The organism is Bacillus sp. BF2-3 (assembly GCF_008368795.1).
Lineage (GTDB): Bacteria > Bacillota > Bacilli > Bacillales > Bacillaceae_G > Bacillus_A > Bacillus_A cereus.
Map to the genome: position 1 here is coordinate 35,236 of NZ_QOSA01000007.1, position 12,581 is coordinate 47,816.

The following is a 12,581-nucleotide window of genomic DNA, read 5'->3' on the forward strand; positions in this document are numbered from 1 at the left end:
AAGGACGGTGCAAAGCATGCGTAAACCAATTATCGCAGGTAACTGGAAAATGAATAAAACTCTATCAGAAGCAGTTAGCTTCGTAGAGGAAGTTAAAGGTCAAATCCCAGCAGCTTCAGCTGTTGATGCAGTAGTTTGCTCTCCAGCTCTATTCTTAGAGCGCCTTGTAGCAGCAACTGAAGGAACTGACTTACAAGTAGGTGCACAAAACATGCACTTCGAAAAAAATGGTGCATTCACTGGCGAAATTAGCCCAGTAGCACTTAGCGACTTAAAAGTTGGCTATGTAGTACTTGGCCACTCTGAGCGTCGTGAAATGTTTGCTGAAACAGATGAGTCAGTAAACAAAAAGACTATCGCAGCATTTGAACATGGTTTAACACCAATCGTATGTTGTGGTGAGACTTTAGAAGAGCGCGAAAGCGGAAAAACATTTGATCTAGTAGCAGGTCAAGTGACAAAAGCACTTGCAGGTTTAACAGAAGAGCAAGTTAAAGCAACTGTTATCGCTTATGAGCCAATCTGGGCTATCGGTACAGGTAAATCTTCTTCTTCTGCAGATGCAAACGAAGTATGTGCGCACATCCGTAAAGTTGTTGCAGAAGCTGTTTCTCCAGAAGCTGCAGAAGCTGTTCGTATCCAATACGGCGGTAGCGTAAAACCAGAAAACATTAAAGAGTATATGGCACAATCTGACATCGACGGCGCTTTAGTTGGCGGTGCTAGCTTAGAGCCTGCTTCGTTCTTAGGTCTTCTGGGGGCGGTAAAATGAGAAAGCCAACAGCTTTAATCATTCTTGACGGTTTCGGACTTCGTGAAGAAACTTACGGGAATGCTGTAGCACAAGCTAAGAAACCTAATTTTGATGGTTACTGGAACAAATTCCCTCACACAACGCTTACAGCTTGTGGCGAGGCAGTAGGTCTTCCAGAAGGTCAAATGGGTAACTCTGAGGTTGGTCACTTAAATATCGGTGCTGGCCGCATTGTATATCAAAGCTTAACACGCGTTAACGTTGCAATTCGTGAAGGTGAGTTCGATAAGAACGAAACGTTCCAAAGTGCAATTAAAAGCGTAAAAGAAAAAGGTACTGCACTTCATTTATTCGGTTTACTTTCTGACGGTGGTGTGCACAGTCACATGAACCATATGTTTGCTCTTCTTCGCTTAGCAGCTAAAGAAGGCGTTGAGAAAGTATACATTCATGCATTCTTAGATGGCCGCGATGTTGGACCAAAAACAGCACAAAGCTATATCGATGCAACAAATGAAGTAATTAAAGAAACACGAGTAGGACAATTCGCGACTATCTCTGGTCGTTATTACTCCATGGACCGTGACAAGCGTTGGGATCGCGTAGAAAAATGTTACCGTGCTATGGTGAATGGTGAAGGCCCTACTTATAAATCAGCAGAAGAGTGTGTAGAAGACTCTTATGCGAACGGTATCTATGATGAATTCGTATTGCCGTCTGTAATTGTTAACGAAGATAACACGCCAGTTGCAACAATCAATGATGATGATGCAGTTATCTTCTATAACTTCCGTCCAGACCGTGCAATTCAAATTGCTCGTGTATTTACAAACGAAGACTTCCGTGAGTTCGATCGTGGTGAAAAAGTACCTCACATTCCAGAATTCGTATGTATGACACACTTCAGTGAAACTGTAGATGGTTACGTGGCATTCAAGCCAATGAACCTTGATAACACTTTAGGTGAAGTTGTTGCGCAAGCGGGATTAAAGCAACTTCGCATCGCGGAAACTGAAAAGTATCCGCACGTTACATTCTTCTTTAGCGGTGGTCGTGAGGCTGAATTCCCAGGAGAAGAGCGTATCTTAATTAACTCACCAAAGGTTGCAACGTATGACTTGAAACCTGAAATGAGCATTTACGAAGTAACGGACGCTTTAGTAAATGAAATCGAAAATGATAAACATGATGTTATCATTCTTAACTTTGCGAACTGTGATATGGTTGGCCATTCTGGGATGATGGAACCAACAATTAAAGCAGTAGAAGCAACTGACGAATGTTTAGGAAAAGTTGTAGAAGCGATTCTTGCAAAAGATGGTGTAGCACTTATTACTGCTGACCATGGTAATGCGGATGAAGAATTAACTTCTGAAGGAGAGCCAATGACAGCTCATACAACTAACCCGGTTCCTTTCATCGTTACTAAGAACGACGTAGAATTACGTGAAGATGGTATCTTAGGTGATATCGCTCCAACAATGCTTACACTTCTTGGTGTTGAGCAACCGAAAGAAATGACAGGTAAAACAATTATTAAATAATTTGCTTATATAAAAAGGAGAGAATTTATTATGTCAACAATTATTGATGTTTATGCTCGCGAAGTCCTTGACTCTCGTGGTAACCCAACTGTAGAAGTAGAAGTTTACACAGAAAGCGGCGCTTTCGGACGCGCTATCGTACCAAGTGGTGCATCTACTGGTGAGCACGAAGCAGTAGAATTACGTGACGGTGACAAATCTCGTTACCTTGGTAAAGGTGTTGTTAACGCAGTAAACAACGTTAACGAAATTATCGCTCCAGAAATCGCTGGTTTCGATGTAACTGACCAAGCTGGTATTGACCGTGCTATGATCGAATTAGATGGCACTCCAAACAAAGGTAAACTAGGCGCTAACGCTATCCTTGGTGTATCTATGGCAGTAGCTCACGCAGCAGCTGACTTCGTAGGTCTTCCATTATACCGTTACCTTGGTGGATTCAATGCAAAACAATTACCAACTCCAATGATGAACATCATCAACGGTGGTTCTCACGCTGATAACAACGTTGACTTCCAAGAGTTCATGATCTTACCAGTTGGTGCTCCAACATTCAAAGAATCAATCCGTATGGGTGCTGAAGTATTCCATGCACTTAAAGCTGTATTACATGACAAAGGTCTTAACACTGCAGTAGGTGACGAAGGTGGATTCGCTCCAAACCTTGGTTCTAACCGTGAAGCTCTAGAAGTAATCATCGAAGCTATCGAAAAAGCTGGTTACAAAGCTGGCGAGAACGTATTCTTAGGAATGGACGTTGCTTCTTCTGAGTTCTATAACAAAGAAACTGGTAAATATGACCTTGCAGGCGAAGGCCGTACTGGCTTAACTTCTGCAGAAATGGTTGATTTCTATGAAGAGCTTTGCAAAGACTTCCCAATCATCTCTATCGAAGATGGTTTAGACGAAAACGACTGGGATGGTCACAAATTATTAACTGAGCGTATCGGTGATAAAGTACAATTAGTTGGTGACGATTTATTCGTAACTAACACTCAAAAACTTGCTGAAGGTATCGAAAAAGGTATCTCTAACTCAATCTTAATTAAAGTTAACCAAATCGGTACTTTAACTGAGACTTTCGAAGCTATCGAAATGGCTAAACGTGCTGGTTACACAGCAGTTGTATCTCACCGTTCTGGTGAAACTGAAGATGCTACAATCGCTGACATCGCAGTAGCAACTAACGCTGGCCAAATCAAAACTGGTTCTATGAGCCGTACTGACCGTATTGCTAAGTACAACCAATTATTACGTATCGAAGACGAGCTAGGCGAAGTAGCTGTTTACGATGGTGTAAAATCTTTCTATAACATCAAACGATAATTGTAGAAAATAAACGACAGACCGTGAGAAATCACGGTCTGTTTTTTTATGCTAAAATTGTTCACCCGTCATAAGTGACATGAAATGTTTGAAGAAGCGGTTATAATCAAAATCAATTGCTATTTGATGACTCGGCCAATCAATAAATGGTTTAGATTCTCCTAAAGAGCGAAATTCTCCAATGCTTGCCCCCTGTGCATAAGATTCTGTCATGACAACGATAGGTGACTTGTGATAGGTAAACATAGAGTTATCAAGTAAAGCGAGTATTGGTATTGTGTCATGGAAGGGGCTCCCCTTTAAATGTGGTAGGGCGTCTTTATAATATCCGTAGTAATAATGATCAAATAACGTTTTGACAAGTGGAGCTTTTCCTTTTGCCTCAATGTACTCTGCCATTTCTGGTGTAATGATGGAGTATTGAGTGACGTTTAATGGGTATATGTACATGTTAGCTGTGGATTGAAGGACTATATTAGCGGCAGTAGGATCGCCATAAAAGTTTGCTTCGGAAATAGGGGTAACATTACCAGGATGTAAAAAGGCACCGCCCATTACATAGTAAGATTTAATTTGTTTCATTAACTGTTTGCACATGATAAACAAAATTGCTAGGGAGGTAAGTCTTCCTAAACTCACAATAATTAATTCATCTTTATACTGTTCAATAAGAGGAATGACTTCAAAAAAATTCTCCATTTCTCCGTTAGTCACATTCACCTTTGGAATAATTGGCCCAAGCCCCTGTTTCCCATGTACATCCGTAAAAAACGCAGGTGGGGCACCAGTAAGGGGACGTTCTGAACCACCGAATATCTTGATATTTCTATTCTTTGTTTCGTTATTAAAAAAATGAGCATTTTCTACGGCCATTTTTTTTGGAACATTGCCGTAATCAGCAACGATACCGACGATTTCTATTTCATCGATAAAGAATGCTAAGAGGAGAGCCATCGTATCATCAATCCCAGGATCACAAAAAATGAGAACTTTTTTGGGCATATGTTCACCACCTATCTTGTTTATCCCGTACAAACCAGCTTGGTGAGGGCTAATAATCAATAAGGATGAGGGGAATCTCATTGATTAAAGTTTCACTTTATATATATGTAAGTTTAAGAATAAAAAGATTATTTTATTGAAATAATAGTCTTTTAAATTCAGAAAATAAAAACTTTTTATATTAGGTCAAGGTTTTTGACATAATTTTCGTTTAGAAATGCAGTCGTATCAAGGTTGTAAGCGTATAACATAGGCTGTTTTTGCTGTCAAGTTGATAAATTGCAGCTTTTTACAATTTATACTATGATAAAGATATTAACAGAAGATCGTATAAACATGAGGGATGATGAACATGAAATTTACAAAGATTCTTGTCCAAATTGCTGCTCTTTACGTGTTTTATATGGTTGGAACTTGGGTGCAAGAAATGTTAAATATTCCAATTCCAGGAAGTTTGATTGGGATGTTCCTCTTACTTGTTTTACTTAGCCTAAAAGTTCTTCCAGTGAAATGGTTCGATTTAGGAGCAGAAACACTCGTTGCTATTATGCCGTTTTTATTAATTCCGCCAACGCTTGGCCTAATGAATTACGGTGCTTTTTTTATGAGTAAAGGAATTTCTCTTTTCATTACAGTTGTAGCGAGTACATTTTTAATTATTATTGTCGCAGGACATACAGGACAATATCTTGCGAATAGGAAGGAAAGAGAGTCGCGATGAGCCAAATATTAATCGGAGTCGGTTGGGTTCTTTTTACGGTGCTATTATATCAATTATCTAAAAAAATCTATAAATTATTTCCAACACCATTCACCATTCCAATGCTTGTAGCAACTGGATTAATGGCTTTCCTATTTATCGTGCTTGATATACCATATCAACATTATATGGAAAGTGGTGGTGGCTGGATTGCAAAGCTACTTGGACCCGGTGTTGTAGCATTTGCAATTCCTCTTTATAAACAACGTCATGTTCTGCAAAAATATGTTGTACCGATTGCTGGCGGGGTATTAGTAGGTACAACAGTTGCAATCGCTAGTGATTTTGCGATTGCTTCACTTATGGGAACGGATAAAAGCTTAATCTTATCGTCATTACCAAAATCGGTGACAATGCCAGTTGCGATGAGTGTTTCAGAGCAAGTCGGTGGTGTACCTTCCTTAACAGCAGCTTTCGTTGTTATCGCAGGTATTACTGGAACGATTACAGGACCCCTTTTATTAAAATGGAGCCGTGTTACAAACTCAGTTGGTAAAGGTATCGGATTTGGATGTGCTTCTCATATTATGGGCGTGATGAGAGCGATGAAAAATAACGAACATGAAGGTGTTATTGGATCGGTAACAATGACATTAACAGCAATTTTGACATGTTTACTTGGACCGTTATTTGCGATGATGTTTATGTAATAGAAGAAAAGCGAGAGCGCCTCTATAGCTCTCGCTTTTCTATAGAATTTATGCTACAGTTACAATAACTGAATCTTTGTAGGAGGTACGCCAAGTGCATACGTTATTATCAGTTTTACTTATTATTGTATCGATTTTAATGATTGTTATGGTACTTATGCAATCTAGTAATAGCTCAGGCCTTTCAGGTGCAATTTCAGGCGGTGCGGAGCAATTATTTGGTAAGCAAAAGGCACGTGGAATTGAAGCGGTATTAAACCGTATTACAATTGTTTTAGCTGTATTGTTCTTTGTATTAACAATTGGTGTTACGTACTTCAATTTATAGAATTGAAAGAAGAAGCGTTAGTGAATGGTACTAATGGTTCTTCTTTTTTTGTTTTGCTATTTGAAAGATGTTTCTAATTAGATTATAGAAATACAAATATGGTACACTAGATATAGAAAGAATACGACTAGATTACAGAAGAGAAAGAGGAGAAATACATGATGAAATTAGCATCTCCGAAACCATTTACATTTGAGGGTGGAGACCGCGCTGTTTTATTACTACATGGATTCACAGGGAACTCAGCTGATGTACGTATGTTAGGGCGTTTCTTAGAAAAGAAGGGCTATACTTGTCATGCGCCAATTTATAAAGGGCACGGTGTACCACCAGAAGAGCTTGTTCATACAGGGCCTACAGATTGGTGGCAAGATGTAACGGAGGCATATCAGCTTTTAAAAGATAAAGGTTTTGAGAAAATTGCTGTTGTTGGATTGTCACTTGGCGGCGTATTTTCTTTAAAATTAGGTTATACAGTACCGGTTTTAGGTGTAGTACCAATGTGTGCACCGATGTATATTAAGAGCGAAGAAACGATGTACCAAGGTATATTGGCATATGCCCGCGAATATAAAAAACGTGAGCAAAAATCACCAGAACAAATTGAACAAGAAATGTTGGAATTCCAAAAGACACCGATGAATACATTAAAAGCATTACAACAATTAATTGCTGACGTACGTAACAATGTGGATATGATTTATGCACCAACATTTGTTGTACAAGCACGTCATGACGAAATGATTAATACAGATAGTGCTAACATTATTTATAACGGTGTAGAATCTACGTTAAAAGACATTAAATGGTATGAAGACTCTACGCATGTCATTACACTTGATAAACAACGTGACGAGCTACATGAGGATGTATATAACTTCTTGGAGCAACTAGATTGGTAAGATCTAGTTGCCTCTTTTTTTCATAAGGAATTTTTTGTGAAAACTGTAAAAATCATAAGGGGAGTATTGAAGTTTCACTTTATACATCCCCTATCTTTCGGATACACTAAATAATATAAGGTTTTAAAGGAGGTATTTTTGCTTGGAAGAAATCATACAAGAACATATTGATAAGTTGTTATTATTTATGAGAGAAGAAGCGTATAAACCGCTAACGATACAAGAGTTAGAAGAGGCATTTGGGATTGAAGGTTCTGAGGGCTTTAAAGATTTCGTAAAGGCACTTGTAACGATGGAAGAAAAGGGACTTGTTATTCGTACTCGTAGCAACCGTTACGGTCTTCCTGAAAAGATGAATTTAATACGCGGTAAGTTAATTGGACATGCACGTGGTTTTGCATTCGTTGTACCAGATGAGAAGAAAACAGGAGACGATGATCTTTTCATCCCGCCTACAGAATTAAACGGTGCACTTCATGGCGATACAGTATTAGCACGCCTTAGTTCTCAATCGAGTGGTTCGCGTCAAGAAGGTTCAATTGTACGCATTTTAGAACGTGGAACGAAAGAGCTAGTTGGTACATATACAGAATCGAAAAACTTTGGATTTGTTATACCTGACAATAAGCGCTGGACGAGTGACATTTTCGTATTGAAAAGTGCATCTATGGGCGCTGTAGAAGGTCATAAAGTAGTTGTGAAAATTACGAGCTATCCAGAGAATCGTTTAAGTGCAGAAGGTGAAGTTATTCAAATTCTAGGTCATAAAAATGATCCAGGAGTAGATATTTTATCTGTCATTCATAAACATCACTTGCCTTTAGCGTTCCCTGAAGAAGTGATGGAACATGCAAACAGTGTACCAGAAACGATTTCAGAAGAAGATTTAAAAGATCGCCGTGACCTACGTGATCAAATGATCGTAACAATTGACGGTGCAGACGCGAAAGATTTAGATGATGCTGTTACAGTAACGAAGCTCGAGAACGGTAACTACAAGCTTGGCGTTCACATTGCGGACGTAAGTCATTACGTTCAAGAAGGTTCTCCAATTGATGTTGAAGCAGCGGAAAGAGCGACGAGTGTGTATCTTGTTGACCGTGTAATTCCGATGATTCCACACCGTCTATCTAACGGTATTTGTTCATTAAATCCGAAAGTAGACCGTCTGACATTATCTTGTGAAATGGAAATCAACAACTTAGGTGATGTTGTTAAACACGAGATTTTCCAAAGTGTGATTAAAACGACAGAGCGTATGACGTATGCTGACGTAAGAAGCATTTTAGAAGATGAGGACGAAGAGTTAATTAAGCGTTATGAGCCATTAGTACCGATGTTTAAAGAGATGGGGCAATTGGCACAAATTCTACGTGAAAAACGTATGCGCCGTGGTGCAATTGACTTTGACTTTAAAGAAGCGAAAGTATTAGTAGATGAAGAAGGAAAACCGACTGATGTTGTTATGCGCGATCGTTCTGTATCAGAGAAGTTAATTGAAGAATTTATGCTTGTTGCGAATGAAACAGTAGCAGAGCACTTCCACTGGATGAACGTACCGTTTATGTACCGTGTCCATGAAGATCCGAAAGAAGATAAGCTAGAGCGTTTCTTCGAGTTTGTAACGAACTTCGGATATGCCGTAAAAGGACGTGCGAATGAAGTGCATCCTCGCGCGCTACAACAAATTCTTGAAATGGTTCAAGGACAGCCAGAAGAAGTAGTTATTTCAACAGTTATGCTTCGTTCTATGAAGCAAGCTCGTTACGATGCGGATAGTTTAGGACATTTCGGTTTATCAACTGAGTTCTACACACACTTCACATCACCAATTCGTCGTTACCCAGATACAATCGTTCATAGATTAATTCGTGAATACATTATTAACGGTAAAGTCGACAACGAAACGCAAGCAAAATGGCGTGAAAAATTACCTGAGATTGCAGAGCATTCTTCTAATATGGAACGTCGTGCTGTTGAAGCAGAGCGTGAAACAGATGAGATGAAAAAAGCAGAGTATATGGTTGATAAGATCGGTGAAGAGTATGACGGTATGATTAGCTCTGTAACAAACTTCGGTTTATTCGTAGAGCTTCCAAATACAATTGAAGGTCTTGTACACGTTAGTTATTTAACGGATGATTACTACCGTTATGACGAGCAACATTTCGCTATGATCGGAGAACGTACAGGAAACGTATTCCGCATCGGTGACGAAATTACAATTCGCGTTATTAACGTAAACAAAGACGAGCGTGCAATCGACTTTGAAATCGTTGGCATGAAAGGCACACCTCGCCGTAAGTTCAAAGATCGTCCAGTCGTTATCGAGCAGCCAAGAACAGGCAGAAAGAAACGCGGTGGACGTAGCGAGCGCAGTAATGAGCGCGGCGGTGAACGTGGCACAGGTAGAAAATTTGACCGTGGTGGTAAAGGAAAAGGAAGAGGATCTGCATCTGCATCCGCTTCTGCTAGCCAGCCGGGAAAAAAAGATGGTAACGGTAAGAAGAAAAAAGCATTCTTCGAAAACGTACCAGGATTCAAGAAGAAAAAGAAAAAGCGTAAGTAAGAAAAGAGTGGCTTCGCTTTGATGAAAAGCGGGGCCGTTTTCTTTTTTCTTCGTGGCTTGAGAGCGAGCCACTTTCGCTTTTTATCGGAATCCAGCTACAGTGGCTAGAATGTTCGGCGGCTTCACTTCTTCCCGAGAGGCAAAGAGCGCCTCAAGGTCAGAAGCTCCATCCATCTCACATTCTGAACGAGCCACTTTCGCTTTTTGATGGAATCTAGCTACAGTGGCTAGAATCTGTTGGCCATTTCACTCCCTCGGACGAAGCAAAAAGCGCTTCTCTGTCGGGAGTTCCAATGTCCAAAGATTCTGAGCGAGCCACTTTCGCTTTTTAGTAACATTTGTTACAATAGTAAAAATAGAGGAGGGACGTTATATGCCAAAGGGTACAGGTAAGGTTATTGCACAGAATAAAAAAGCATTTCATGATTATTTCATCGAAGAAACATACGAAGCAGGGCTTGTCCTTCAAGGAACGGAAATTAAGTCGATTCGCGCTGGACGCGTAAACTTGAAAGATGCGTTTGCACGTGTACATAATGGTGAAGTATGGGTTCATAATATGCACATTAATACGTACGAACAAGGGAATCGTTTCAACCATGATCCACTTCGTACGAGAAAATTACTTCTGCATAAAAAAGAAATTGATAAACTAGCGGGCGCTGCGAAAGAAACAGGTTACGCATTAGTTCCACTTAGAATTTATTTGAAAAATGGATTTGCAAAGATGGCACTTGGTTTAGCAAAAGGTAAGAAGCAATACGATAAACGTCACGATTTAAAAGAGAAAGAAGCTAAACGTGAAATTGCACGCGCGTTCCGTGATCGCCAAAAGATGTAATACAGATATTTACATTTGTAAAATGGAGCGCGTATGTTATAATAATTTATGTAAGGTTGTTGCACATTGAAAAACAGCTCTTAGTAGCTATCACGATATTTTCTTCGTATGCTCCATTTTTATCATGGGGACGTTACGGATTCGACAGGGATAGTTCGAGCTTAGGTTGCGAGTCGAGGGGATCGGCCTCGTTAAAACGTCAAAGCCTATAATTGGCAAACAAAACAATCTTTCTTTAGCTGCTTAATTGCACTAAAGGTTCCTCCCTCCATCGTCCATGTGGTAGGGTAAGGGACTCAAACTAAGTGGACTACGCCGGAGTTCGCCGTCTGAGGACAAAGGAAGAGAACAACCAGACTAGCAACTTGGAAGCCTGTCGATAGGCCGAAGAGTTCGCGAAATGCTAATATATCGACTACACTCGTAGAAGCTTAAGTGCCGATATTTTTGGACGTGGGTTCGACTCCCACCGTCTCCACCAATACATATTTGGTGGTTTTTTTATTTTGTATGATATGAACCATAACTTTGCCAGGTTGGCGAGGTTATGGTTCTTTTTGTTTGTGGTTTTATAGAATGCTGAAGTTGATGGGACGATATCCCTGAAATAGAAAATGAAGAAATGGTTATTGACGATAAGCAGGTAGATAATATAGCTGCTAGTAAACGCCCAATTGTTGAGTTCTTATTATTTTTTCACTTTATTCGAATCTTCATATGTTTTGTGTTTTTATCCATACCTATTGTAAGATTATATAGAGTTCTCCTAATAAACTGTTTTAATGGATTATTTAGGGGTTTTAAATTTATAAATCTTAAATTATTTTTTCGGGATAATTTTTTTATCTAAATAATTTATATTGAAGTAGAGGTGAACCATCGGTGAAGCAGGTGTTGGTGATTAAAAATGAACGGTCTTCAGCAAAGAAAATCGTAAGCGGTTTAACGCAAGAAGGCTATTTCATTTTAAAACTTCACAATGAAAACGAAGGTTTAAATATAATATATGAACAAGATTGGGATATTATCATATTGGATTGGGATTCATTAAGTATACCGGGACCAGAAATTTGTAGACAAATACGACTTGTTAAAACGACACCGATTATTATTGTGACCGACAATATTTCTAGTAAGGATTGCGTAGCAGGGTTACAAGCAGGAGCAGATGATTATATAAGAAAACCATTTGCGAAAGAAGAATTAGTAGCAAGGGTTCAAGCAATTTTAAGGAGAAGTGATTGTAACCAGCAAAAGGAGATAAACTTTTTTCAGTTTAAAGATCTCTTTGTTGATGCATCTAGCAATATTGTGAAAAAAGGTGGCAAAAACCTCTCGCTTACTAAGCGGGAGTACGATTTACTTGTATTTTTAATCAAGAATAAAAACACAATATTGAGCCGTGAAATGATTTTGAATCAAGTATGGGGATATAATATAGTAGTAAATCCAAATGTAGTAGACTTATATATTGGGTATGTAAGAAAAAAGTTAAAGTGCGAGAAGAAAGAGAGATATATTCAAACGATACACGGCAGAGGCTATTCAATGATTGAATGATAAAATAAGGTAATAGAAAACGAGTAAAACTATTTCATTCAGTTTTACTCGTTTTTTTGTTAAATGTGATAATCAAATAGTTTCTGAGAAGTATTAAAAGATGTAAAAAAATGGATTATAAAAATATTAGCTATTAATGGGCGTGTTTTGTAGAGGAAATTATGGCTAATCAATACGCCCGACGTCACATATTACTTTCTATGCCTGATTTTATGAATTCACACCATTCACAAGATTTTCACAGAATTAATGACTATACTAATTAACAGGATGTTCAAATGAAAATGATTATCAATAGCGATTCAATTGAATAAAAGTTACCTTCTAATTCAATCTATGGATGTC

Annotated in this window: 11 protein-coding genes and 1 other RNA gene; 11 read left to right on the forward strand and 1 reads right to left on the reverse strand. The window is 38.8% G+C overall.

Features of this window, described 5'->3' with window-relative positions; translation table 11 throughout:
* Positions 1–16: 16 nt before the first annotated feature.
* Genes tpiA through eno form a run of 3 tightly spaced genes read left to right on the forward strand, consistent with a single transcriptional unit; the run spans position 17 to position 3,624 of the window.
* Positions 17–772, forward strand: a complete 756-nt coding sequence (gene tpiA / locus DN401_RS07665) for a triose-phosphate isomerase (protein ID WP_001231038.1) — start codon at positions 17–19, stop codon at positions 770–772.
* Entirely contained in the window at positions 769–2,298 is a 1,530-nt protein-coding gene (gene gpmI / locus DN401_RS07670; RefSeq protein ID WP_149287649.1) for a 2,3-bisphosphoglycerate-independent phosphoglycerate mutase, read from the forward strand. The genes tpiA and gpmI overlap by 4 nt, the downstream gene beginning before the upstream one ends.
* Before the next feature lie 30 nt (positions 2,299–2,328).
* Positions 2,329–3,624: a phosphopyruvate hydratase gene (eno, locus tag DN401_RS07675; RefSeq protein ID WP_000103955.1), complete on the forward strand. Its 1,296-nt coding sequence runs from the start codon at positions 2,329–2,331 to the stop codon at positions 3,622–3,624.
* 51 nt (positions 3,625–3,675) lie between these two features.
* Here eno and DN401_RS07680 read toward each other — a convergent pair whose 3' ends face one another.
* Positions 3,676–4,626 (reverse strand): nucleoside hydrolase, encoded by a 951-nt coding sequence (locus DN401_RS07680; RefSeq protein ID WP_001125051.1) that lies wholly within the window; start codon positions 4,624–4,626, stop codon positions 3,676–3,678.
* 352 nt (positions 4,627–4,978) lie between these two features.
* On the opposite strand from DN401_RS07680, the gene DN401_RS07685 reads away from it, so the two are divergent.
* The 8 genes from DN401_RS07685 (at position 4,979) to DN401_RS07725 (ending at position 12,236) form a co-directional block, all read left to right on the forward strand.
* Positions 4,979–5,347, forward strand: coding sequence for a CidA/LrgA family holin-like protein (locus DN401_RS07685; protein WP_000673222.1), 369 nt, complete (start codon positions 4,979–4,981; stop codon positions 5,345–5,347).
* Positions 5,344–6,036 carry an LrgB family protein gene (locus DN401_RS07690; RefSeq protein WP_000078309.1) on the forward strand — a complete coding sequence of 231 codons (693 nt, stop codon included), beginning with the start codon at positions 5,344–5,346 and terminating at the stop codon, positions 6,034–6,036. The genes DN401_RS07685 and DN401_RS07690 overlap by 4 nt, the downstream gene beginning before the upstream one ends.
* A 94-nt stretch (positions 6,037–6,130) precedes the next feature.
* The gene (gene secG / locus DN401_RS07695) at positions 6,131–6,364 is read left to right on the forward strand and encodes a preprotein translocase subunit SecG (RefSeq protein ID WP_000557264.1); all 234 of its coding nucleotides are present in this window, start codon (positions 6,131–6,133) and stop codon (positions 6,362–6,364) included.
* Between the two features lie 161 nt (positions 6,365–6,525).
* Positions 6,526–7,266: a carboxylesterase gene (gene estA / locus DN401_RS07700; RefSeq protein ID WP_000761986.1), complete on the forward strand. Its 741-nt coding sequence runs from the start codon at positions 6,526–6,528 to the stop codon at positions 7,264–7,266.
* 142 nt (positions 7,267–7,408) lie between these two features.
* Positions 7,409–9,835, forward strand: a complete 2,427-nt coding sequence (rnr, locus tag DN401_RS07705; RefSeq protein WP_000391087.1) for a ribonuclease R — start codon at positions 7,409–7,411, stop codon at positions 9,833–9,835.
* 373 nt (positions 9,836–10,208) lie between these two features.
* Positions 10,209–10,676 carry an SsrA-binding protein gene (gene smpB, locus DN401_RS07715; RefSeq protein ID WP_001123919.1) on the forward strand — a complete coding sequence of 156 codons (468 nt, stop codon included), beginning with the start codon at positions 10,209–10,211 and terminating at the stop codon, positions 10,674–10,676.
* A 126-nt stretch (positions 10,677–10,802) separates the two neighbouring features.
* Positions 10,803–11,157, forward strand: a transfer-messenger RNA (tmRNA) gene (gene ssrA / locus DN401_RS07720).
* A gap of 401 nt (positions 11,158–11,558) precedes the next feature.
* Positions 11,559–12,236 (forward strand): response regulator transcription factor, encoded by a 678-nt coding sequence (locus DN401_RS07725; protein ID WP_000815812.1) that lies wholly within the window; start codon positions 11,559–11,561, stop codon positions 12,234–12,236.
* The last annotated feature ends 345 nt before the right edge of the window (positions 12,237–12,581 follow it).